The 22,326-nt window shown below is 67.9% G+C and carries 25 protein-coding genes and 2 pseudogenes; 18 read left to right on the plus strand and 9 right to left on the minus strand.

Going from position 1 to position 22,326, the window contains the following annotated elements; all coding sequences use genetic code 11:
• Nucleotides 1-212: 212 nt before the first annotated feature.
• Both WS69_RS22365 and WS69_RS33655 read right to left on the minus strand, forming a co-directional pair.
• Nucleotides 213-446, minus strand: coding sequence for a DUF7661 family protein (locus WS69_RS22365; protein ID WP_059472850.1), 234 nt, complete (start codon nucleotides 444-446; stop codon nucleotides 213-215).
• A gap of 244 nt (nucleotides 447-690) precedes the next feature.
• Nucleotides 691-969, minus strand: coding sequence for a hypothetical protein (locus WS69_RS33655; protein WP_059472851.1), 279 nt, complete (start codon nucleotides 967-969; stop codon nucleotides 691-693).
• A 101-nt stretch (nucleotides 970-1,070) separates the two neighbouring features.
• Here WS69_RS33655 and WS69_RS22375 point away from each other — a divergent pair, with 101 nt between their 5' ends.
• Nucleotides 1,071-2,093 carry a succinylglutamate desuccinylase/aspartoacylase family protein gene (locus WS69_RS22375; RefSeq protein ID WP_059472852.1) on the plus strand — a complete coding sequence of 341 codons (1,023 nt, stop codon included), beginning with the start codon at nucleotides 1,071-1,073 and terminating at the stop codon, nucleotides 2,091-2,093.
• Between the two features lie 134 nt (nucleotides 2,094-2,227).
• Here WS69_RS22375 and WS69_RS22380 read toward each other — a convergent pair whose 3' ends face one another.
• From WS69_RS22380 to WS69_RS22405, 6 genes are read right to left on the minus strand one after another with little or no spacing between them, the layout of a single operon-like run.
• The gene (locus WS69_RS22380; RefSeq protein WP_059472853.1) at nucleotides 2,228-2,950 is read right to left on the minus strand and encodes a GvpL/GvpF family gas vesicle protein; all 723 of its coding nucleotides are present in this window, start codon (nucleotides 2,948-2,950) and stop codon (nucleotides 2,228-2,230) included.
• Entirely contained in the window at nucleotides 2,938-3,738 is an 801-nt protein-coding gene (locus WS69_RS22385; protein ID WP_059472854.1) for a GvpL/GvpF family gas vesicle protein, read from the minus strand. Before WS69_RS22385 ends, WS69_RS22380 begins: the two co-directional genes overlap by 13 nt.
• A complete protein-coding gene (locus WS69_RS22390; RefSeq protein WP_059472855.1) occupies nucleotides 3,735-5,876 on the minus strand; it encodes a CDC48 family AAA ATPase in 2,142 nt (713 codons plus the stop codon). Before WS69_RS22390 ends, WS69_RS22385 begins: the two co-directional genes overlap by 4 nt.
• Nucleotides 5,877-5,883: 7 nt before the next feature.
• On the minus strand, nucleotides 5,884-6,393 hold the full coding sequence (locus tag WS69_RS22395) for an Hsp20/alpha crystallin family protein (protein ID WP_059472856.1): 510 nt from the start codon (nucleotides 6,391-6,393) through the stop codon (nucleotides 5,884-5,886).
• Complete coding sequence (locus WS69_RS22400; RefSeq protein WP_059472857.1) at nucleotides 6,377-7,777, minus strand: sigma-54-dependent transcriptional regulator; 1,401 nt, start codon at nucleotides 7,775-7,777, stop codon at nucleotides 6,377-6,379. The genes WS69_RS22395 and WS69_RS22400 overlap by 17 nt, the downstream gene beginning before the upstream one ends.
• Nucleotides 7,778-7,790: 13 nt before the next feature.
• On the minus strand, nucleotides 7,791-8,393 hold the full coding sequence (locus tag WS69_RS22405; RefSeq protein WP_059472858.1) for a hypothetical protein: 603 nt from the start codon (nucleotides 8,391-8,393) through the stop codon (nucleotides 7,791-7,793).
• A gap of 470 nt (nucleotides 8,394-8,863) precedes the next feature.
• On the opposite strand from WS69_RS22405, the gene gvpA reads away from it, so the two are divergent.
• The 10 genes from gvpA (at nucleotide 8,864) to WS69_RS22455 (ending at nucleotide 12,921) form a co-directional block, all read left to right on the plus strand.
• Nucleotides 8,864-9,085, plus strand: a complete 222-nt coding sequence (gvpA, locus tag WS69_RS22410; RefSeq protein ID WP_010109838.1) for a gas vesicle structural protein GvpA — start codon at nucleotides 8,864-8,866, stop codon at nucleotides 9,083-9,085.
• Between the two features lie 74 nt (nucleotides 9,086-9,159).
• Entirely contained in the window at nucleotides 9,160-9,441 is a 282-nt protein-coding gene (locus WS69_RS22415) for a hypothetical protein (RefSeq protein WP_059472859.1), read from the plus strand.
• Between the two features lie 93 nt (nucleotides 9,442-9,534).
• Nucleotides 9,535-10,482: a gas vesicle protein GvpN gene (gvpN, locus tag WS69_RS22420; protein ID WP_226382875.1), complete on the plus strand. Its 948-nt coding sequence runs from the start codon at nucleotides 9,535-9,537 to the stop codon at nucleotides 10,480-10,482.
• 3 nt (nucleotides 10,483-10,485) lie between these two features.
• Nucleotides 10,486-10,761 (plus strand): hypothetical protein, encoded by a 276-nt coding sequence (locus tag WS69_RS22425; RefSeq protein WP_059472861.1) that lies wholly within the window; start codon nucleotides 10,486-10,488, stop codon nucleotides 10,759-10,761.
• A 10-nt stretch (nucleotides 10,762-10,771) separates the two neighbouring features.
• Nucleotides 10,772-11,005 carry a hypothetical protein gene (locus WS69_RS22430; protein WP_059472862.1) on the plus strand — a complete coding sequence of 78 codons (234 nt, stop codon included), beginning with the start codon at nucleotides 10,772-10,774 and terminating at the stop codon, nucleotides 11,003-11,005.
• On the plus strand, nucleotides 10,992-11,741 hold the full coding sequence (locus WS69_RS22435) for a GvpL/GvpF family gas vesicle protein (protein WP_059472863.1): 750 nt from the start codon (nucleotides 10,992-10,994) through the stop codon (nucleotides 11,739-11,741). Before WS69_RS22430 ends, WS69_RS22435 begins: the two co-directional genes overlap by 14 nt.
• A gap of 8 nt (nucleotides 11,742-11,749) precedes the next feature.
• Complete coding sequence (locus WS69_RS22440) at nucleotides 11,750-11,977, plus strand: gas vesicle protein GvpG (protein WP_059472864.1); 228 nt, start codon at nucleotides 11,750-11,752, stop codon at nucleotides 11,975-11,977.
• Nucleotides 11,978-12,030: 53 nt separating this feature from the next.
• On the plus strand, nucleotides 12,031-12,231 hold the full coding sequence (locus tag WS69_RS22445; protein ID WP_226382874.1) for a gas vesicle protein: 201 nt from the start codon (nucleotides 12,031-12,033) through the stop codon (nucleotides 12,229-12,231).
• Nucleotides 12,228-12,590 (plus strand): gas vesicle protein K, encoded by a 363-nt coding sequence (locus WS69_RS22450; protein WP_059472866.1) that lies wholly within the window; start codon nucleotides 12,228-12,230, stop codon nucleotides 12,588-12,590. The genes WS69_RS22445 and WS69_RS22450 overlap by 4 nt, the downstream gene beginning before the upstream one ends.
• Nucleotides 12,591-12,600: 10 nt before the next feature.
• Nucleotides 12,601-12,921 (plus strand): gas vesicle protein, encoded by a 321-nt coding sequence (locus WS69_RS22455; RefSeq protein WP_231747191.1) that lies wholly within the window; start codon nucleotides 12,601-12,603, stop codon nucleotides 12,919-12,921.
• Nucleotides 12,922-13,157: 236 nt separating this feature from the next.
• Here the strand turns inward: WS69_RS22455 and WS69_RS35715 are convergent.
• A pseudogene (locus WS69_RS35715) lies at nucleotides 13,158-13,403 on the minus strand (hypothetical protein).
• Here WS69_RS35715 and WS69_RS22465 point away from each other — a divergent pair.
• The 7 genes and pseudogenes from WS69_RS22465 (at nucleotide 13,402) to WS69_RS31890 (ending at nucleotide 22,313) form a co-directional block, all read left to right on the plus strand.
• Nucleotides 13,402-13,953 carry a GNAT family N-acetyltransferase gene (locus tag WS69_RS22465; RefSeq protein ID WP_059472869.1) on the plus strand — a complete coding sequence of 184 codons (552 nt, stop codon included), beginning with the start codon at nucleotides 13,402-13,404 and terminating at the stop codon, nucleotides 13,951-13,953. The pseudogene WS69_RS35715 and the gene WS69_RS22465 sit on opposite strands and share 2 nt — an antisense overlap.
• Nucleotides 13,954-14,048: 95 nt before the next feature.
• Nucleotides 14,049-14,996 carry an ABC transporter substrate-binding protein gene (locus tag WS69_RS22470; RefSeq protein ID WP_059472870.1) on the plus strand — a complete coding sequence of 316 codons (948 nt, stop codon included), beginning with the start codon at nucleotides 14,049-14,051 and terminating at the stop codon, nucleotides 14,994-14,996.
• A 238-nt stretch (nucleotides 14,997-15,234) separates the two neighbouring features.
• Nucleotides 15,235-16,236: an LLM class flavin-dependent oxidoreductase gene (locus tag WS69_RS22475; protein WP_059472871.1), complete on the plus strand. Its 1,002-nt coding sequence runs from the start codon at nucleotides 15,235-15,237 to the stop codon at nucleotides 16,234-16,236.
• Between the two features lie 64 nt (nucleotides 16,237-16,300).
• On the plus strand, nucleotides 16,301-17,623 hold the full coding sequence (locus tag WS69_RS22480) for an LLM class flavin-dependent oxidoreductase (RefSeq protein WP_059472872.1): 1,323 nt from the start codon (nucleotides 16,301-16,303) through the stop codon (nucleotides 17,621-17,623).
• Between the two features lie 106 nt (nucleotides 17,624-17,729).
• Entirely contained in the window at nucleotides 17,730-19,805 is a 2,076-nt protein-coding gene (locus WS69_RS35335) for an amino acid ABC transporter permease/ATP-binding protein (RefSeq protein ID WP_082716371.1), read from the plus strand.
• Nucleotides 19,806-20,160: 355 nt separating this feature from the next.
• Entirely contained in the window at nucleotides 20,161-21,099 is a 939-nt protein-coding gene (locus WS69_RS22495; protein ID WP_059472873.1) for an ABC transporter substrate-binding protein, read from the plus strand.
• A 433-nt stretch (nucleotides 21,100-21,532) separates the two neighbouring features.
• A pseudogene (locus WS69_RS31890) lies at nucleotides 21,533-22,313 on the plus strand (YdcF family protein).
• The last annotated feature ends 13 nt before the right edge of the window (nucleotides 22,314-22,326 follow it).

Below are 22,326 nucleotides of genomic sequence, written 5' to 3' on the forward strand. Positions count from 1 at the left end.
GAACGGGCGCGGGCGTGGAGCCGCGCCAGGGTTGTTTGCCGTTTTTGCGTCGGACGCCGCGCAATGAGAAAAGTTTATTCAATCCGGAGAAGAAGGGCGACAACGTGGAGCGCCGGGCCGGCTGCGCGTTGCGTCTCCGCGGATTCGCGCCGGCATGCCGTCGTTGCGCTTCGCTACGGCGCCGACGGCGGATGCAGCCGCCGCCCGCACGGTCAATCGGGCTCCGGAAGATCGAGACGGCGAACGTCGCCGTTGTCGGGCGTCGCGCTTTCGTGAAACAGGTCGCCGAGATACTGGCTCAGCTCGTCGGCTTCGAGGAAATCGGGAATGACGAAATGCGCGGGACGGCGCTTGCCGTCCGTGCCGGGATAAAACGGCACCCAGCGATCCTGCATGCGCTCGATCAGGATTTGCCTGCCGAACACGTCGAACCGGTGTGTTGTCATGCGAGGGGCTCCGGAAGGTTGGGGCGCTTGGGCCGCGCGTGCGTCGCGGGACGGATCGCGTGGCGCGCGCTCGAGTCGGTTGCACGCCCGAGCCGGTCACGCGAACGGAGGCGCATTCGCCGGCGGCGCTTGCGTGGAACGAACGCATTCGCAAGGCGACGTTAGCAGAAAACCGTTGTGCGATGCGTTCGGCGGCGACCATGCTGCTGATGCACTATGCAAAGCAGCAAGCGGCGCATTACGATCAGATGCATTCGTCGTTCCCGTCGATGCGGCGGCGCGCTACGATCCTGACGCCCGCGATGCCCGCGATGCCCGCGACGCCCGCAGCGCCCGCGACGCCCGCAGCGCCCGCTGCGCCCGCTGCGCCCGCGAAGCGAGCGACGCTGTTGTTCCGTGAACGTTCAGGACATATGCGGCGGCGCCGTGCCGCGACATTCGCGCCGTCGACATGGCGCACGCCGGCCGCAGCATCGGCGCATCCGCAGTACCGCACCGTCGCAACGGCGTCGCAGAACCGCATGCGTTGCACGCCGCAGCACCCCGAGCGCCCGCCGGCGATTGCCGGTGAGCTTCCACACACAGTCCCGCTACTGCTCAGGCCGTCGCAGGCCGATGCCGACCATGACCGACACCCCCCGCTTCCGAAATCCGATCCGCAGCGAAATCGATCTCGACGCGAACGGCAAGCACGCCGGCTATCTGCGCCTGCCGCACTCGGTCCATCGTTCGGCATACGGATGGATTCCGGTTCCGATCGTGTCGATTCGCAACGGCAGCGGCCCCGTCGTGCTCGTGATGGCCGGCAACCACGGTGACGAGTACGAAGGGCAGATCGTCGTATCGCGCGTCGTGCGGGAGATCGACGCGGAGATGGTCGACGGGCAACTGATTTTCCTGCCGATGGCGAATTTCCCGGCGGCGGACGCGGGCTCGCGCGTATCGCCGATCGACGGCGGCAACCTGAACCGCAGCTTTCCGGGCGACCCGGCCGGCACGCCGACCGACGTGATCGCCGACTACATCGAGCACATGCTGCTGCCGCGCGCGCAGTATCTCGTCGATCTGCATTCGGGCGGCAGCTCGCTCCTCTATCAAGGCGGCAACATGCTCGCGCTCGAGCCGCGCGATGCGGCGGAGCGCGCGCGCGTGCGCGAATTGCTCGCCGCGTTCGGCCTGCCGCGCGCGTTTCTGCACGCGCCGAACCCGGTGCATGCGTCGTCGGCCGCGCGCCGGCAAGGCGCGATCTCGATCCTGACCGAACTGGGCGGCGGCGGGATGTCCGATCCGGCGCTGATTCGCGACGCACGCCGCGGCCTGCTGCATTTCCTCGGCTTCGTCGGCGCGCTGCGCGGCCCGCTCGTGCCGGACAGTCCGCCCGCGCAGACGCGCTTCATGCGGGTGGGCGGCGCGCATCATTACGTGTATGCGTACGACAAGGGGCTCTACGAGCCGCTCGTCGAGCTGGGCGGGCGCGTGCGCGCGGGTCAGCCCGCGGCGCTGATTCATTTTCCCGATACGCCGCTGCGCGAGCCCGTCACGCAGCGCTTCGCGAGCGACGGCGAAGTCGTCTGCAAACGCGTGCCCGCGCAGGTGCAACGCGGCGATTGCCTGTTTCAGCTCGCGGAAGACGACGCATCGGCGTGATGGCGCGCGGTGGTCGTGCGCATTCGACGGCCCGCTGCATCGTCACGCCGATCTCCGTCTGGCTGCGGATTGCGCGGCAATTCGCACGCGGTTTTCAACGAGCGTCGTCGCGTTGTATCGAATCTGCGGCGTTTTCAGATCTTGACGCGGCTGTCGAGGCCGAGTGCGACTCGTCGGCCGGAGGATGCCATGCAACCCGGCGCCGATGAGCGCTCGTCCGCGGCGAAACTGTACGGCGGCCACGGCCCCGACACGTAGATCGGCAAGGCGGTCCGGCGCGCCGTTTGCCGGCATCGGGCGAGGAAGCCGTCGAGCGCGGTTTGCCGGACGAGAAAGCTCAGGCTAGCGAAGCCTTCCACCCGCCCGTCGAACCGCCAGTCGCGATACAGGCCGCGAAGCGTCGCCGCGATGCGTTCCCCCTGCGACAGCGCGACGGCGCTCGGCGCCGCGCGAGCGGCGAGGTAGGCATGGCCGGGACCGCCTGCGTGCGGCCGCGACTGCGCACGCGGTTCGTCGGCGAATTGGAATCGCAGCCCCATTTCGACGCAGCCGTCGATCCGCTGCAGCAGCGCACCATACGTGTCGCATTCGTCGTCCAGCCACGCGCGCACGGCTTGCTTGTCGTCGAGACAGGTGGGAAAGCGCATCGGCACGATGGCGCCGTGCCGGAACAGCGCGGTCACCGCCTGGCCGAAGGCGAGCGCCGCCGGTACCGTCGCCGACGGCGCCTGACGATGTTCCGAGACGACGGTGCAGAGGTGCGCGCCGTCCACGATATCGAGCCGCGCGCCGTCCACGCCGGGCGGCAACGCGATGGCGCGCCTCGGCTTCAGCACGGCGTAGATCAGCCAGACCATGTTGCTTCTTCGGCGAGCGGGACGCAAAAGCTGTACGGCGGCCATGGCCCGGAGAGGTCGAAGCGCAATCCCTGCGTGGCGAGCTCGGCGTTGATGGCGTCCGCCTGTCGGCGAAATGCCGGGACGTCGCGGTTTCGCACGAGGAACGCCCAGTTCGCCACGATTTCGTTCGGCGCATCCGATGTCCGCCACGGCCGGCTACGCATCTCCACCGCGTGGCGCTGCAATCGCGCCGAGACTTGCGGCACGCTCTGCTCGAGCCAGCGGCGCAGATTCTGGCTGGCCCGCGCCAGAAGCTGCCGCTCGCGCAGATAACGGACGCCGGCCGAGCGTGACGCGGGTTCCAGCTCGTCGGCGCGGAGCGACGCGGCCCGCGAGTCGGTGGCTGCCGGTCGATCGAGCCAGCCTTTGACAGCCCACTCCGTCTTGCCCTCGACATGATCGAGGACGCCGCCGATGCGCGGGTGACAGCTTCGCATCAACGCGGCGACCCGGTTGGCGCTGGAAAACAAGGTGCCGAACTGGGCCGGAAAGACGGGCGAATAGCGCATCGCCCACTCGATCACCGCGGCGTGGGTCGCCACTCGACCGGCGATCCAGGCAGGGTCCGCGAGCCGCCGCTCGGCGTCGGCTCCGGCGAACTCGCTGCGCGACGCGTCGCACAGCACCGCGCCCAGATTCCCTTCGCGCAACAGTTGCAGCCGCGGCTCATCGGGCGGTCTCGCGGCCAATGCCGGGTCGAGACTGGCGGCGCGCGCGAAGCAAAACAGATAGAGGGCGTCGTTCATTGCGTTTGCTTGCGCCGCTGCCGGGCCTCCTGGATCGCGTCGTCCAGGTCTGCGCCGCTCAGTTGCACCAGCGCCGGATCGGCGATGCCCGCGGCGACTGCGCGGCGCACAGCGGAGAGCGCCGCGCGGCGGCACACCGACGCGATCTCGGCGGCCGAGAACCCGCCGCTTTCCTCCGCCAGGTGTTCGCTCGCCACGTCGGTCGCGAGCGGCTTGCGGCGCAGATGCACGTCGAAGATCTCGCGGCGGGCGGCCGGGTCGGGCAACGCGATTTCGATGATCTCGTCGAAACGGCCGGGACGCAACACGGCAGGATCGAGCATGTCGATGCGATTCGTGGCGGCGAGCACCATCACGCCTTTCAGATCCTCGATGCCGTCGAATTCGGCCAGAAATTGCGACAGCAGGCGTTCCGGCACGTGCGCGCCGGACGCGCCTTCGCCGCGCCGGGGCGCGAGCGCGTCGATTTCGTCGAAAAACAGCAGGCAGGGCGCCGCATGCCGCGCCTTGCGGAACACGTCGCGCACGCCTTTTTCGGATTCGCCGATGTACTTCGACATCAGCTCGGGACCCTTGACCGGGATGAAATTGACGCCGCACTCGTTGGCCGCGGCCTTCGCGAGCCAGGTCTTGCCGCAACCGGGCGGGCCGACGAGCAGGATTCCCTTGGACGGCTTGGCGCCCGCACGCGTCAGCAGCTCCGGATACTTGAGCGGCCACTCCAGCGCTTCGATCAACTGCGCCTTCGTATTGCCGAGGCCGCCGACGTCTTCCCAGCGCACGTCGGGAATTTCGACGAAGACCTCGCGGATGGCCGATGGATCGATCTCGGCCAGCGCGAACAGGAAGTCGTCCATGTTCACGATGAGGCGATCGAGCTGCTCGAGGGAAATCGAGCGCAGGCCGAGATCGAGTTCCGACAGCAGGCGGCGCAGGCAGAGCATGGCCGCCTCCTTGCACAGCGCCTCGAGATCCGCGCCGACGAAACCGTGAGTAATGTCGGCGAGATGTTCCAGCTCGACGTCGGCCGCGAGCGGCATGCCGCGACTGTGGATTTCGAGCACTTCGAGACGGCCGTTGCGATCGGGGATCGGGATCGCGATCTCGCGATCGAAGCGGCCCGGCCGGCGCAACGCCGGATCGAGCGCGTTGGGCAGATTGGTGGCGGCGATCACGATGACCTGCTGACGGCCGTTGAGGCCGTCCATCAACGCCAGCAGTTGCGCGACCACGCGCTTTTCCACCTCGCCGACGACGGTTTCGCGCTTGGGCGCGATCGCATCCACTTCGTCCAGGAAGACGATGGCGGGCGCCTTGCGCGCGGCTTCCTCGAAAATCTTGCGCAGGTGCGCTTCCGATTCGCCGTAGAACTTGTGTATCACCTCGGGGCCGGACACCGCGAAGAAGGTCGCGTCGCACTCATGGGCGATGGCCCGCGCGATCAGGGTCTTGCCGCAGCCCGGCGGGCCGTACAGCAACACCCCTTTGGGCGCGTCGACGCCGAGCCGTTCGAAGACTTCGGGATAGCGCAGCGGCAGCTCGATCATTTCGCGGATGCGCATCAATTGCGGCTTGAGGCCGCCGATGTCTTCGTACGACAGGGTCGGGGCGGCCACCGCGGGTTCGCCTTTCGCGGGCCGTCCGATCGACAGCTCGGTGTTCGGGCCGATCAGCACCGGTCCGCGCGGCGTGCAGCTCGTCACCTTGAAATCCGCGCTGCGGCTGCCGAACAGCGTCGCGCGGATGCGGTCGCCCTCGATCACCGGCAGGCCGTCGAGCAATCCCGCGATGTAGTCGAGGTCGCTCGGCGCGGGAGCGGCGTTGATGGGCGCCAACTGCACCAGGTTTGCCGGACGCGCGGTCACTTTCTTCAGCGTGACGAGCTCGTCGATGCCGGCGCCGGCGTTGCCGCGCACGACGCCGTCCAGCTGCACCCGCGACTGGGCGCGCAACTCCTTGTGCGCGAGCATGGCCTTGCATACGGTGGTGCGCTTGCCGCGCACTTCGACCAGATCGCCTACCGCCGCGGCCAGCAGTTCGAGATCCTCCGGCCCCATGCGGGCGAGCGCCCGGCCGACGTCGCGGGCGTTCCCTTCGGTCACCCGCAACTGGAGCCCGGTCTGTTCAGCTTTGTCCATGGCCGTTTCAGTCCGTGCACTTGATTTCGAGAATCCCGTTGTTGCAGCCGAATTGCATCTGGTCGCGCGTATACGGGCGAGGCAGCAGCACTTCCTTGATGTATTTCTTGGGCCGGTGCTCCGCGACGATCGTGAGCACGTCGTCCTGGACGTCGAGCCTCACGTCTTCCAGGCTCACGCCCGGCATTTCCGCCACCACGAGCGTATGGTCGGTCTCTTCGAACACGTCCACGATCGGTTCGATCACTTCCTGCACCACCGCGTGGCCGGACTTGTCCTTGCGGATGTTGCCGAACGGCTCGACCGAGACCCTATCCTTGTCCTGCCCCAAACCGACCTTGATGTTGATGCCGTAGACGCCCCGGATACCCGCATCGGTCGTATGCTCTTTCAGCAGCTGAAGTTCATTGCCGGTCTGAGCCAGTTCGTTGAGTTTCTCCACCAGGTTCACGATGCCCGACATGATGCCTTCGAAGCCACTGGCGGCTTCTTTCGCTCCGTCACGCTTGGTCTTCATCGTCGACTCCTCGGAATTCGATGCGGTACTCCTTGACCTTCGAATGGATGGTCTTGTAGTCGACTTGCAAGACTCGTGCCGCTTGGGCCTTGTTGCCATGGGTCGCCTGCAACACCTGTTCGATCACTCGCCGTTCGATGTCGGCGATATTGCGTCGTACCACTTCCTTCAGCGACAGTCCTTCCCAGCCGAATTCCGGCGCCGGCGCCGCATGCTTGCCGGACGAGGCGATATTGAGATGAGCCGGCTGCACGATGTCGCCCGCGACGAGGACGGCTTGCCGGATCGTGTTGCGTAGCTGCCGGACGTTGCCCGGCCACGGGTGATTCAACAAGCGCTCGCAAGTCGCGTCGGAGAACGTGACGGGGGACTTGTCCAATTCCGTGCAGGTTTGCGTGGCGAAGTGCCGCGCCAGGTAAAGGATGTCGTCCCGTCGTTCGCGCAACGCGGGGACGTGGATCACGAATTCGGACAGCCTGAAGAAGAGGTCGCGGCGAAAGCCGCCATCGAGCGCCTTTTGCTCGATGTCTTCGTTGGTGGCGGCGACGATGCGCACGTCCAGCGGCAGCGGTGTGTTGCCGCCCACGCGATACAGCGTGCGCTCCTGGATCACGCGCAGCAGCTTGGCTTGCGACGCGAGCGGCAGATTGGCGATCTCGTCGAGAAACAGCGTACCGTAGTTCGCGGCCGAGAACTTGCCGGACTTGGCGACGGCCGCGCCGGTGAACGCACCTTTCTCGTAGCCGTAAAGTTCCGATTCGAGCAGTTGCTCCGGAATCGCGCCGCAATCGATCGCGACGAAAGGCGCCGCGCGCCGCCCGCTGCTGCGATGGATCGCGCGCGCGACCAGTTCCTTGCCCGCGCCGCTTTCGCCCAGGATCAGGACCGAAAACGTGCTCTTCGCCACGAGCCCGATCCGGGCGACCAGGCGGGCGACGGCTTCGCTCGGCCCCATGCTTTCGCACAGGCTGGCGGCGACCGACGGCTCGCCGCTCCGGCCGCCGCCGCTGGTCAGCGCCGTCCTGACCGCGCGCACCAGCACGTCGTCGTCGACCGACTTCGAGATGTAGTCCTGAACGCCGTCCCGCATCGCGCAGATGGCGCCCTGCACGTCCGGATGGTCGGTGAGCATCACTGCCGGCATCTGCGGCGTCCGTCGCCGGATCGCGTGCAGCAGGTCCAGCCCGCTCATGTCCTGCAGGCGGTCGTCGAGCACCACGGCGTCGGAGCGCTGTTGCTCCAGGGTCCGCAGCGCCGCGTAGCCGGTTTGCGCGGACACGGCGTCGAGGCCCGCGTGGCGTAGCAGCTCGGTCAGCCGCGAGCCGAAAATCGGCTCGTTGACGATCAGCACGCGCGCGGGCATCGGGCTTGGAACCGTATTCATGGCGTTCGCCGCCTCAGATCGTCGGGCTGCCGAGCGGATAGCTCACGGCCAGATCGGCCGGCAAGAGGGGCGCCACCCGGTGCAGCGCGCCGACGAACAGAATGCCGGTGCCGCCGGCCGGCAGCGTCTCGTCGATCCGGCGCGCAATGAACCGGTCGCGTCTTTGCAGCAGGTCGGCCGCGAGCTGGCGTTCGGTGTCGGTTCGTTGCCGGTTCGCGGACGCGGCGTTGAGCAGCCGCCACGCGAGCTCGTATTCCTCCACCAGCAATTCCGGCGCTTCGGTGCCAACCAGCGTCGCGCCTTGCCGACTCAGCGTTTGCAGCAAACGATGATTGCGGCTGCCGGCCTTCGCGAGATCGTCGACGATCTCGAGCTCGCGGCCGCATACCGGCAAGCCGTCCTGATAGATGCGCACGGATTTCAGGTCGAGGCCGAGCCGAGGGATTGCTTCTTCAATGCCGTCCCACATGCGCTCGACGTCGATCATGCGACGTTGCCACGTGTCGGCGCCGAGATGGGCTTGCGCCGCATCGTCGACGAGCGGAGCGAACTGCCCCATGTCGATGCCGGAATGGAGAATCGGAATGCAGATCAATGTGCGGCTGCTGTCGGGCATGGCCGCTCCCCTATGTGTCGCCGTATTTGTATGGTGTCGACCTTATGCTGCAATTCTCAGCATAGGAAATATATGGCCGTCCGCGTCGGCATTTTTACGGCGCATGCTTCGCGCATTGGGGACGGTATGGAAAGCGCTCCATGGAATGCTTTCCATACCGCGACACCGCCTCCATACGCCGGATATGCACGTTTGCGCAAAAGACGTTTCAATCGAATTCGACATTGATCGAAACACGAAAATTGAAAATTGCGACGCCGGTTCATTGTTTCGAGTACGGGATTTCGCGCTGATTTCGCCTGCCTCGGAATCAAAGTCGTTGCATATCGGCGTCGCGTGACCGACGACGGCATCCACGACAACTTTCTCGCACGATGCTCCGTGTTCCGGCATGGGGGTTGCTTGGTGGCCCTAGCCTGCTCCTGCAGCGCAAATGTCTTTTCCCATCAACGTATAGCAAGGAGGCCATCATGGCCAAAGTGCAAAAATCGACCGACTCTTCGAGCCTGGCCGAAGTTGTCGATCGCATCCTCGACAAGGGCATCGTCATCGACGTGTGGGCAAAGGTGTCGCTTGTCGGCATTGAGCTGCTCTCGATCGAGGCCCGCGTCGTCATCGCGTCGGTCGAAACCTATCTCAAGTATGCCGAAGCAATCGGCTTGACCGCGACTGCCGCAGCGCCAGCAGCGTGACCGACGTTGCCGCCGCGTGGCGGGCAACTTGGTTTCCGGCCGCGGCAAAGCGGTCGGCCTCGAAAGGAACAGCCATGAACAGCATGACGCAAGACATGACCCGGTTGCATCAGGAAGTCGTGGCGGGTCACAGGGAGCGGCAGAGACTGCTGCAGAAGCTGGCGGATTCGCGCGAGGATCTGCGAACGGAAGTCGCGCAACTGTTGCGGCAACTGCACTCGGCCAATGCCGACATGTTCAGCCACGCGCTCGACGCCAGAACGGCTTTCGTGACGGACCTGGTCGAGCGCGTGCGTGATCTGCGGCAGGCGTTCGACGCCGATCTGAGGGGAGCCCGCCGCGCTTGGCGAGGCTAGGGCCGTTTGCGACTGGGCGCGGCGGCCCACCGATCGATGCGCTCGACCGACCGCTGCGCCTGGCCGATGCTTTTCCGATAACTGGAGGGAATCATGACCGATCTCGCCCCACCGCCGGAACTGGTTGCAGCGGCGCGCGGCGTGAATAGCGACGGCGCCGCCCGGGACAGGGTGCGGTTGGAAGCGAGTGCCGAATTCGTGCAGACGCCCGCCGTTCGCAATCTCACCGAACGTGCGCTGACCTATCTCGGCGCCGGCTACGGGGTGCATCTTGCGGGGCCGTCGGGCACCGGCAAGACCACGCTCGCATTCCACATCGCCGCTCAGCTCGGTCGGCAAGTCGTGCTGATGCATGGCGACGACGAACTCGGCAGCGCCGATCTCGTCGGTCGCGGCGCCGGATATCGCCGCTCGCGGGTGGTCGACAACTTCATCCATTCGGTGGTCAAGACCGAGGAGGAAATGACCACGACCTGGATCGACAATCGCCTGACGACGGCCTGCCAGCACGGCCTCACGCTCATCTACGACGAATTCAACCGATCCCGGCCGGAAGCGAACAACGCGCTGCTGCCGGTATTGTCGGAAGGCATCCTGAACTTGCCCAATCGCATGACGGGCGCCGGCTATCTGACGGTGCATCCCGGCTTTCGCGCGATCTTCACGTCGAATCCGGAAGAGTACGTGGGCGTGCACAAGACGCAGAACGCGTTGATGGGCCGGCTGATCACGATTCAAGTGGGGCACTACGACCGCGAGACGGAGGTCGAGATCGTCTGGGCCCGATCCGAAATCGAGCGCGTCGACGCCGAGCGGATCGTCGATCTCACCCGCCGGCTGCGCGACACCGGCGGCGACGGCCACCATCCCAGCATCCGGGCGGCCATCGCGCTCGCTCGCGCGCTCGCCTATCGCGGCGGCGATGCGACGCGCGACAACCCCGGCTACGTATGGGCCTGCAGAGACATCCTCGGGGTGGATCTGGAGCAGGAGGCGCAGCCGGCCCGTCAAGCAGGCCGGCGCACGAAAGCGCGGAGATGAATCATGCCGATTCCGAGAAAAGGGCTGCACGACATCCGTGCCCGGCATACGTCCACCTCGGCAGCGATGCCGGTGCATAGCATGTACATGCGGATCTCGTGCATCGAAATGGAAAAAAGCCGGCGGGACATCGAGCGACGGGCCGCGCAGCGCCGCATCGCCAGCGTCGACAGCCGGCTCGCCGATCTGGAGCGCGAGAAGGCCAGGCTGTATGCGGCGATCGAAAGCGAAGCGCCGCAGGCCGGCGACATCGGCGGATCGTTCCGGATTCGATATTGAGAGGGACATCATGAACATCAACTGCATTTCCTGCGGGCACCAGATCGAAGTCGACGACGACTCCTACGCTCGATACCATGGCGCGCTGCGCTGCTGGGTCTGCCATTCGCTGCTGATGGTGGACATCGTCGAAGGCTGCATCGAGTCTGTCCGTCTTCAGGACGCGCCCATGCTCGTGCCTCCCAACGTGAAGCCGACTATCCGCAAGCCGGCGCCGCATGAGGTGCAGCATGACCAGCCATAGCGGCGCGCGCTATCTGTACGCCGTCAAGCATGCGCGAGAGGTGCCGGCCAGCCTTCCGTCGGGCATCGGCGGAACGGCCGTCTACGCGTTGACCGACGGCGACGTCGCGGCGATCGTCAGCGACACGGGTCTCGCGAAAGTCCGTCCCGAGCGGCGCCATCTGCTCGCGCATCACACGGTCATCCAGAGCCTCGCGGCCGAGGGCACCGTGCTGCCGGTGGCGTTCGGCACGATCGCCACCAGCGAAATCGCGCTGCGCAGGATGCTCAAGAAGCACCGGACCATGCTCGGCAGCGAACTCGCGCGGCTCGCGGACCACGTGGAAATGAGCGTGCGACTGAACTGGGACGTGCCCGACGTCTTTCGCTATCTGATCGACGTCCGCCCCGATCTCAAGGCTGCGCGCGACGCCATGCTGGCGCGCGGCGGCGCGGTCACGCGCGACGACAAGATCGAGTTGGGCAGCCGCTTCGAACGCGTGCTGAACGAAGAGCGGGCGCGTCACGCGGCATTGGTGGACGAGGCGCTCGACGCGTGTTGCAAGGAGACCCGGCACGACCCGCCGCGCAGCGAGACGGAAATCCTGCGCTTGACCTGCCTCGTGCGAAACGCCGACCTCGGCCGATTCGAGTCGGGCGTGGCCGCCGCGTCGCAGAAACTCGACGATGCGCTCGTGCTGAAATACAGCGGGCCGTGTCCGCCTCATCATTTCGTCAATCTCAACATGAGTCTCTGAAGGGTGCCATGTTCATTCTCGATAACCTGCTGGCCGCGCCGATCAAGGGCATGTTCTGGATCTTCGAAGAGATCGCGCAGGCCGCCGAGGAAGAGACGATCGCCGACATCGAGATGACCAAGGCGGCGCTCATCGATCTTTATCGCGAACTCGAATCCGGCCAGATCGACGAGGCTGCGTTCGAAGCGCGCGAACAGGCGCTGCTCGATCATCTGGACAGCCTGGAAACGTCGTGACGCCGCCTTGCTCGCCGCCGTCTCGAGCCGTGCGCAGCGCGGACGGCGAACCCGTGCCGGCCGAGCTCGCCGAACGGCTGTCCCTGTGCGAGTCGCTGGACCGGATTCTGAACAAGGGCGCGGTGATTTCCGCCCACGTGGTCGTCTCGGTGGCTGACGTCGATCTGCTCTACTTGCATCTGCGCTTGCTCCTGACCTCGGTGGAAACCGCGTTGGCCGGCCGCGCGATGCCGCTCGAAGAGGAATCCCGATGAATGGGCCGCACGCGGCTGCCGTAACGACCGCCGCCGCACTCGCCGCCGCGCTGGAACAGGCGCTGGCTCAGCAACAGGCGCCGCCGCCGCGCGCGACGCCACGCGTCGACGTCACGGCCGCCTCTGCGGGCAACGGCCTCGCGAAGCTCGTTCTGGCGCTGATCAAGCTGTTGCACGAACTGCTGGAACGGCAGGCGTTGCGGCGAATCGACGCCGGCAGCCTGAACGACGACGAAATCGAGCGGCTGGGGCTCGCGCTGATGCGGCAGGCCGAGGAGATCGAGCGGCTCGCCGGGCAGTTCGGTTTCACCGGCGCCGATCTCAATCTCGATCTCGGCCCGCTCGGCCGTCTTTTTTGAGAACCATCCCATGAGCCAGCCACGCACCGCTTCGCCCCAGCACAGCGTCTCCAGCACGACCGTGGCCGATCTCCTCGAGCGTGTGCTCGACAAGGGCGTCGTCATCACCGGCGATATCCGGATCAACCTGGTCGACGTCGAGCTTCTGACGATCCGCATCCGGCTCTTGATCTGCTCCGTCGATAAGGCGAAGGAACTCGGCATCGATTGGTGGAACGCCGATTCGTTCTTTCTGGGGCCGGACAAAGCCCGATCCGCGCTGCCGGCCCGGGCGGCCGCCGTCGATGTCGCGGCGGGCTCCGCCGTTCACGTCGACGCGGGCGGCCCGTGATTCGTCCGCCGCTTCGTTTGCCGGACGGCGTTCGCGAAATCGGGGCGGATTGGTAAGAGGGCGTGCGCGCTCTCATTTTTTTTGTGACGATGCGCGTGGAGCCGGTTCGTCGGCGCGCATGGCGATTCGACGCGCTCCCGGTTCTCCGTCCAGAGCCGCAAGTCAAATTCTGCGAGCCACTCCTCCATGGCGCGATCGATTCGCGCCGCGCAACGAGCGTTTCGACGAAATCCTTGCTACACCGCCGTCGATATCGATATCGAAATTGCTTGGTTAGTCTTTGCGAGTCGAAACGCTAATGTGACGTGCATGGCAGCGCGATGGCATCGCGACGGGCGTGCGCCGAACGAAGCAGGCGCACATCGAACGCGACGCGGCCGCGCCGCCCACATTCCGTAGAACGAACGGGCGCGCCGCGGCGGCGAGCCGGCGTATCGGCGCATCGTCCGCGCGTGACCGTTCGCCTCCGACGACATCGCCATGACCGACAGCATTATCGACACCGCGCCGCACGACGCGCGCGCGAAGCCTCTGATCGACGCGCTGGTCGACGAATACGCGACGCGCTATCACGCGTACCGGCCCGACAGCCGCGCGTCGGCGGAAGCGGAGCTCGCGCGCTATTCGGCCGAGCTGTTCACGCCGCCCGAAGGCGCGTTCATCCTGCTGATCCGCGACGGCGAGACGATCGGCGGCGGGGCCTTCAAGCGATACGACGCGCAAACGGCGGAGCTCAAGCGGATCTGGACGCGCGCCGATTTGCGACGCCAGGGGCTCGCGCGGCGCGTGGTCCGCGAACTCGAGCTGCGCGCCGCGCGGCAGGGTTATCGGCGCGTCTATCTGACGACGGGATTCCGGCAGCCGGAAGCGTGGGCGCTGTATCTCGACGCCGGCTATGCCGCGCTATTCGATCGCGACGTCGATCCGGAGATCTACGTGCATTTGCCGTTCGGCAAGGATCTGATCGGGCCCGCCCGCGTCGGCACGCTCGACGACCTGCGCGCGCCCGTGCCGGCCGCGCCGGTCGAATGACGCGAGGCGCGGCGGGCGGCGCGCACGTGGCGCGCGTCCCGGCCCGCGCTTCGCATCGAAAACGACGAGACATTCGCAACGCACAGGAATCGCCGATGAAATCGCAATACACGAAATCGATCGCCGGATGGGCCGCACGCGCGGTCGTCGCGGCCGTGTTGGCTGGCGTCGGCGCGGCGGCGTCGGCCGTCACGTTCGACCTGAGCCCCGAGCAGCCCGGACGCGTGCGCGGCGCGCGCGACGAAGCAGTGGTCCGCGCGCTGCCCGCGCGCTTCAAGTTCGCGGAGCCGGACACGCTGACCGTCGGCATCGCGCCGAGCCAGCCGCCGATCAGTTCGTATGCAACCGACGCGCGCACGGTCGTCGGCTTCGACGCCGATCTCGCGCAACTATTGTCCGACAGCCTCGGCCGCAAGCTGAAGATCGTCGCGCTCGCGTGGGCGGACTGGCCGCTCGCGCTCGAATCGGGCCGCGTCGACGCGGTGCTGTCGAACGTGACCGTGACTGAGGAACGCAAGGCGAAGTTCGATTTCTCGACGTATCGCAAGGATCAGGTCGGCTTCTACGTGAAGTCCGACAGCAAGATCGCGTCGATCCGGGAACCGAAGGACGTCGCGGGCCTGCGCGTGATCACCGACGCCGGCACCAATCAGGAAAAGATCCTGCTCGAATGGGACCGCGGGAACGTCGCGCGCGGGCTCAAGGCCGTCACTGTCCAGTATTACGACGATCACGCGGTCAAGAGCGTCGCGCTGCAGTCGGGCCGCGCCGACGCGATCTTCAGCGTGAACGCGGTGCTCGCCTACCAGGCCGCGCAGCAGCACCGGACCAAACTCGTCGGCGCGGTGAGCGGCGGCTGGCCGCGCACCGCGGACATCGCGGTCACGACGCGCAAGGGCAGCGGTCTCGCGGCGCCGTTCACGATCGCAATCAACGACTTCATCAAGAACGGCGCTTACCGGCGCGTGCTCGATCGCTGGAGTCTCGGCTCCGAGGCGATCGACGTATCGCGGACCAATCCGCCGGGCTTGCCGAAGACTTGACGCGCGGCATCGGCGCGCCGGCCGGTCTTCGCGATCGGTGCGTCGCGTCGCAGCCCGCGTGTAGCCGCTCGTAGCCGCGTATAGCCGCTGGAACCGCTGCATGAAGCCGATTGATGAAGCCAATGTGTAGCGCCGCTCAATAACGTGATAGCGCCGGGCAGGCGCGCGGCGCCTCCGCACCGCTTTGCCGCATCGCCCGGCTCTTTCCGATTTCCCGTAGCCTGCATTCGCATCCGCCATGTCATATTCGTTATCGCTGCTGGACAAGAGCCCGATCGCCGAAGGCGCGACGGCGGCCGACGCGCTGCGTTTCACGGTCACGCTCGCGCAGCGCGCCGAGGCGCTCGGCTATCGCCGCTTCTGGATCGCCGAGCATCACGGCGCGCCGGGGCTCGCGAGCTCCGCGCCCGAGATCGTCGTATCGCACGTGCTCGCGCATACGTCGCGGATCCGCGTCGGGTCCGGCGGCGTGATGCTCCAGCATTACAGCCCGTTCAAGGTCGCCGAGACGTTCAAGCTGCTCGCGTCGCTCGCGCCGGGGCGCGTCGATCTCGGCGTCGGCAAGGCGCCGGGCGGCCTGCCGCTGACGACGCGCGCGCTGCAGTCGCTGCACGACAGGCCGCGCAAGCCCGCGTTCGCCGACCAGCTCGCCGAGCTCGACGCGTTCCTGAACTGGGGCGTCGCCGAGGATCATCCGCTCGCCGGCGCGGTCGCGCTGCCGGTGCCGCCCGAGGCGCCCGAGCGCGTGCTGCTCGGCGGCTCGCCGGAGAGCGCCGCGCTCGCGGCCCGGTTCGGCTGGCAGTTCTGCTATGCCGGACACTTCAACGGCGACGAGGCGAACGTTGAGCGCTCGCTCGACGCGTATCGCCGCGCGGCCGGGCGCGCGCCGCTCCTCGCGCTGTACGCGGTCGCGGCGCCGACGAAAGGGGAAGCCGAGCGGCTGATCGGCGCGCTGCGGATCTTCAAGCTGAAGCTCGCGGGCGGCCAGAGCGTCAATCTCGGCAGCGCGCAGGCGGCGGCCGAGTTCGCGCGCCAGAGCGGCGCGACCGACTACCGGATCGACGAGCTGCGCCCGCACGTGATCGCCGGCGCGCCGGACGACGTGCATCGCGAGCTCGACGCGCTCGCGCGCCGCTACGGCGTCGGCGAGTTCGTCGTCGATTCGCCGGTCACGCACTATCCGGCGCGGCTCGCGTCGGTCGAGCTGCTCGCGCGCGAGCAGCAGTCCGTGCAGACCTGAGCAGCCGGGACGGCGCGCCGCGGCTGCGCGCTTTCGTGCGATTCCAACGACACCCACCTTCGCCATGACCCAGTCCACGATCCCCTTCGGCATCATGCTGCAAGGCGCCGGCAGCCACATGAACGCGTGGCGGCATCCGAGCAACCCGCCGGACGCGAGCGTCAACCTCGATTTCATGCTGAGCGTCGCGCGCAAGGCGGAGGCGAACGGCATCGCGTTCGCGTTCGTCGCCGACGGCCTCTACGTCAACGAGAAATCGATCCCGCACTTCCTGAACCGTTTCGAGCCGATCTCGCTCTTGTCCGCGCTCGCGACCGCGACGTCGAAGATCGGCCTCGCCGGCACCGTGTCGACGTCGTACAGCGAGCCGTTCACGGTCGCGCGGCAGTTCGCGTCGCTCGATCTGCTGAGCGGCGGCCGAGCCGGCTGGAACGTCGTGACGACGCCGCTCGAAGGCACCGCGAAGAATTACGGGACGAAGCATCCGGACCACGCGCTGCGCTACGAGATCGCCGACGAATATCTGAGCGTCGCGCAGGGCCTCTGGGATAGCTGGGACGACGATGCCTTCGTGCGCGATCGCGCGAGCGGCCGCTTCTTCGATCGAGACAAACTGCATGCGCTCGATCACGCGGGCCCGTTCTTCCAGGTCGCCGGGCCGCTCAACATCCAGCGTTCGCCGCAGGGGCAGCCGGTGATCTTCCAGGCGGGCTCGTCGGACGCGGGGATCGCGCTCGCGGGCAAGTATGCGGACGCGGTGTTCACGCACGCGCCGTCGCTCGACGAGACGCGCGCGTTCACACAGCGCGTGAAGGACAGCGCGCTCGCGCACGGCCGCCGCGCCGGCGACGTGAAGATCTTCCCCGGCATCGGTCCGATCGTCGGGCGCACGGCCGCCGAGGCGGAGGACAAGTACCGCGCGATCCGCGATCTGCTGACGATCGACGACGCGCTCGCGTACCTCGGCCGCTACTTCGATCACCACGACTTCACGCGGTATCCGCTCGACGCGCCGTTCCCGGAGCTCGGCGACATCGGCCGCAACAGCTTCCGCTCGACGACCGACCGCATCAAGGCCGACGCGCGCGCGAAAGGGCTCACGCTGCGCGAGACGGCGCTTGCCGTCGCGACGCCGCGCCCGCAGTTCATCGGCGCGGCGCAAGACATCGCCGACGCGCTGATCCGCTGGATCGACGCGGGCGCGGGCGACGGCTTCATCCTCGGCTTCGCGGTGCAGGCGCAGGGGCTCGACGATTTCGTCGAGCTCGTGATTCCGGCGCTCGAGGCGCGCGGCCGCTACCGGCGCACGCTCGACGGCAGCACGCTGCGCGAGCACCTCGGCCTGCCGCGCAAGGAAAGCCGCCACGCGGCGGCGGAAGTCGCATGACGGCGCCGGTCGCCGCCACAAGCCGCGTCGCGCATGCCGCGTCGCGCGCGAGCGCGGCGCCGGGCAACCGTGCGGCGCGCCATCGATCCAGCAAGGAAACACGACCATGAGCGACATCACTCACGCCGTCGGCGGCGCGCTGCCGACGCCAGGCATTCCCGCCGCGCGCGGCGACGCGCCGCGTTTTCGGATCGTGCCGGCCCGCTACCGCGCGCGGACGGCCGGCACCGTGCTCGCCGCCGCGCTGGTCGCGCTCGTGCTGAATTCGGTGCTCGGCAATCCGCAGTGGGGCTGGCCGGTATTCGCCGAGTGGTTCCTGTCGGAGCCGGTGCTGTCAGGGCTCGCGCGCACGCTGCTGCTGACCGCGCTCGGCGCGCTGTTCGGCTTCGCGCTCGGCGTGCCGCTCGCGCTCGCGCGCGTGTCCCGCTCGCCGCTCGTCGCCGCGTGCGCGTGGGCGTTCATCTGGCTGTTCCGCTCGATTCCGCTCGTCGTGCTGCTGCTGATTCTCAACAATCTCGGCTATCTGTACGAACACGTGTGGCTCGGCGTGCCGTTCACCGGCGTCACGTTCGCCGAGGTCGCGACGACCGATCTGATCAGCCCGTTCTGCGCGGCCGTGCTCGGCCTCACGCTCAACCACGCGGCGTTCGCGGCCGAAGGAATTCGCGGCGGCATCCTGTCGGTCGACGCGGGGCAGCTCGAGGCGGCCGCCGCGCTCGGCCTGCCGCGTGCGCGGCAGGCGACGCGCATCGTGCTGCCGCAGGCGATGCGCGCGTTTCTGCCCGTCGCGTTCAACGATCTGATCTCGCTCGCGAAGGGGACGTCGATGGTGTACGTGCTCGCGATGCCGGAGCTGTTCTATACGGTGCAGGTGATCTATCGGCGCAATCTCGAGGTGATTCCGCTGCTGATGGTCGCGACCGTCTGGTATCTGATCATCCTGACCGTGCTGTCGATCGTTCAGGCGCAGGTCGAGCGGCGCTACGCGCGCGGCGCGGTGCGCAATCCGGCGCGGTCGCCGCTTGCGGCGATCGTCGGCAAGTTGACCGATGCACTGCCGGCGCGGCGCGGGTGCGTCGAGCGTGCGACGGCGCGGGCGGGCGGCGCGGACGCGGCGAGCGAGGCGAGCAGGACGAGGCGCGGCGCGGGGGACGAGCCGCGCGCGGCGGGCGATGCGTCGGCTTCCGGCGCGGGATTCGCGCGGGTGTCGCGGGTGTCGGCCGGACTGGCGGGCGCAGCACGCGCGACGGGCGCGGCGACGCTTGGCGCACCCGGTGGTTCGGATGTCTCCACCGTGCCCGGCAGCGCCGCATCGCCTGAGTCGTCTGCGTCGGCTGTTTCGGACGTGTTCGCCGCATCGGGCGCATCCGCCGACGCGAGATCGCCGGTCGCCGCCGCGCGCCCGTCGGCGAGCGAGCGCCGCGGCGGCGAGGTCGCTGTCCAGCGCGTGTCGAAGAGCTTCGGCCAGCACAAGGTGCTCGACGACGTGTCGTTCGTCGCGCGGGCGGGCAGCGTCACCGTGATCCTCGGCCAGTCCGGCTCCGGCAAATCGACGCTGCTGCGCACGATCAACCATCTCGAGCGCGTCGACGGCGGCTTCATCGACATCGACGGCGAACTGATCGGCTACCGCCGCGACGGCGACACGCTGTACGAACTGAAGGAGAAGGACGTGCTGCGCCGCCGCGTCGACGTCGGCATGGTGTTCCAGAATTTCAATCTGTTCCCGCATCTGACCGTGCTCGAAAACATCGTCGAGGCGCCTGTCGCGTCGGGCCGCGCGACGCGCGCCGAAGCGCAGCGCGTCGCGCGCGAGCTGCTCGCGCGGGTCGGCCTCGCGGCGAAGGCCGACGCGTATCCGCGCCAACTGTCGGGCGGCCAGCAGCAGCGCGTCGCGATCGCGCGGGCGCTCGCGCTGAAGCCGAAGGTGCTGCTGTTCGACGAGCCGACGTCCGCGCTCGATCCGGAGCTCGTCAACGAGGTGCTCGACGTGATCAAGGAACTCGCGCGCTCGGGGACGACACTCGTCATCGTCACGCACGAGATCGGCTTCGCGCGCGAGGTAGCGGACACGATCCTGTTCATGGAGCACGGCCGGATCATCGAAGCGGGGCCGCCCGCGCAAGTGCTCGGCGCGCCCGCGCATCCGCGCACGCGCGCGTTCCTGTCGAAGGTGCTGTGATGGCGGCGCGGCGAGAGACGGGCATGCGGCTCGGCGGCCGTGGCGGTTGCGGAGGCGGCCGTCGCGACGACGCTGGACGAAGCGGATACGGCGGATACGGCGGATACGGCGGATACGGCGGATACGGCGGATACGGCGGATACGGCGGATACAGCGGATACAGCGGATACAGCGGATACAGCGGATACAGCGGATACAGCGGATACAGCGGATACGGCAGACACGACGGACACGACGGCATCGCGTACGGAGGCGGCGGTGGCCGCGCGCACGTCGACAAGCGCCGGCGGTCCGCGCAATCGAGTGTGCTTGCCTCGTGTCGCGCCGTTTTATCGGAGCCGGAGGCGTCGACGCCATGATTGACAGACGCACTTTCGTCGGCGGCGCCGCGGCGCTCGCAGCCGCCTTCGCAGCAACGCCGCTCGGCGCGCGCGCCGCCGGCGTCGCGGTCGATCTCGATCCGCGCCAGGCGGGCCGCGTGCGCGCGGTGCGCGATCCGGCCGCCGCCGACGCGGCGCGCCGCTGCCGCTGGGTCGACGATGGCGCGTTCATCGTCGCGATCGCGCCGCATGCGCCGCCCGTCGCGACCTACGCGTCCGACGCGCGCACGGTCGTCGGCGCGGATCCCGACTATGCGCAACTGATCGCCGACGCGCTCGGCCGGCGGCTCGCGCTGTTGCCCGTCGCATGGGCCGACTGGCCGCTCGGGCTGAGCTCCGGCAAGTACGACGCGGTGATCTCGAACGTCGGCGTCACCGAGAAGCGGAAGGAGAAGTTCGACTTCACGACGTACCGGCTCGGCCTGCACGGCTTCTACGTGAGGACCGCGAGCCCGATCGCGCGGATCGCCGAGCCGAAGGACATCGCGGGCCTGCGGATCATCACCGCGTCGGGCACGAGCCAGGAGCGCATCCTGCTCGAATGGAACCGTCGCAATGTCGCGCAGGGCCTCAAGCCGGTCGATGTGCTGTATTTCGACGACGACGGCGCATCACGCGTCGCGCTGCTGTCCGGGCGCGCGGATGCCGAACTGAATCCGAACGCGACGCTCGCGTACCAGGCGGCGCGCGACGGCAGGATCCGCAGCGTCGGCAGCGTGAACGCCGGCTGGCCCGTCAAGGCCGACGTCGCGATCGCGACGCGCAAGGGCAGCGGCCTTGCCGATGCGCTGACGCTCGCGACCAACGATCTGATCCGCAGCGGCAAGTATCGGCAGGCGCTCGCGCGATGGGGGCTGCTGTCGGAGGCGGTCGGCAAATCGGAGACGAATCCGCCGGGGTTGCCGTCGTTTTGAGCGGCGACGGCGTGTGCGTTTCCGGAGGCGGCAGATGGGCGGCATGCGGTTCGATCGAGCCGTGCCGCGATGCGTCTTGATGCATCGCTTCAGGCGTGTCGGGACGTTCGTGTGAAAATCTATGCCGGCCCCGGCCCCGGCCCCGGCCCCGGCCCCGGCCCCGGCCCCGGCTTCGACCTCGACCTCGACCTCGACCTCGACACCGCTACGGCGGTCGATACCGACATCGCCGCAGGCTCCATCCGCCCGGCGCTTTCGCCGTCTCCGGCCCAGCCGAACACATGCTGGCCTCGAAGCCCCGCCCGTCGCGTAATCTCCAGCCTCGTTGTCGTTCGACCGCCGCCATGCACCGATCCGCCCGCCCCGCAGCACGAACCGCTCCACCGGTCCGCCCACGCCCGCTCGCAACCGCCGATGCGCCGGCGGCCGTCGCATGACGCTCGCGCTGCTGACCGCCGTGGCGTCGTCGCCGCGCTGCTTTGGATCGCCAAGCGGCGGCACACGAGTCGAGCGACGTTCACCGCATCCGCCTTCCTGTTCTTCGCGATCGGCTGCGGCCCCGTGCCCGCCTGGCTGCTGCGCGATCTGCAGGCGCCGTATGCGGCGCGGCCGGCGGTCGAATGGGGCGAGCGCAACGCGATCGTCATGCCGGGGCTCGTCACCGAGAAGATCGCCGCGACGGGCGCGGTCGAGCCCGGCACGTTCTCCTATTCGCGGATCGTCGAGGCGGCGAGCCTCTACCGCGGCTGCCGAAAGGCGCGCGCGAACGCCGACTGCAAGATCGTCGCGAGCGGCGGCGACGCGCGTCTCAACGGCGTACCGGAAGCGACCGTCCATCGCGATGCGCTGATCGGACTCGGCATCGACGCGGCCGATGTGCTGTCCGAGACGCGCAGCATGAACACGTCGCGGAACGCGCAATTCACGCGCGTCGTCCTGGCTGGCTATCGCGCGGACCGCGTGCTGCTCGTGACGTCGGGCGTCCAATTGCGGCGCAGCGTGCTGTATTTCGCGCATTTCGGCGTCGCGGCGATTCCCGTGCGCGCCGAGTACCTGCAAGCGACGCTGTTCCCGCTGCCGCTTGCATACAATTTCTGGGTCGCCGATCTCGCGCTGCATGAATATCCCGCCATCGATATCCCGGCATCGCGCGCTACCGGCTATACGACGCGCTCGGCTGGAACCAGGCGGGAACGCAGCCGGACGACGCGTGAGGCGCCGCCCGCG

Origin of the sequence: Burkholderia sp. BDU5 (assembly GCF_001522845.1) — a bacterium.
Classification (GTDB): Bacteria; Pseudomonadota; Gammaproteobacteria; order Burkholderiales; family Burkholderiaceae; genus Burkholderia; species Burkholderia mayonis.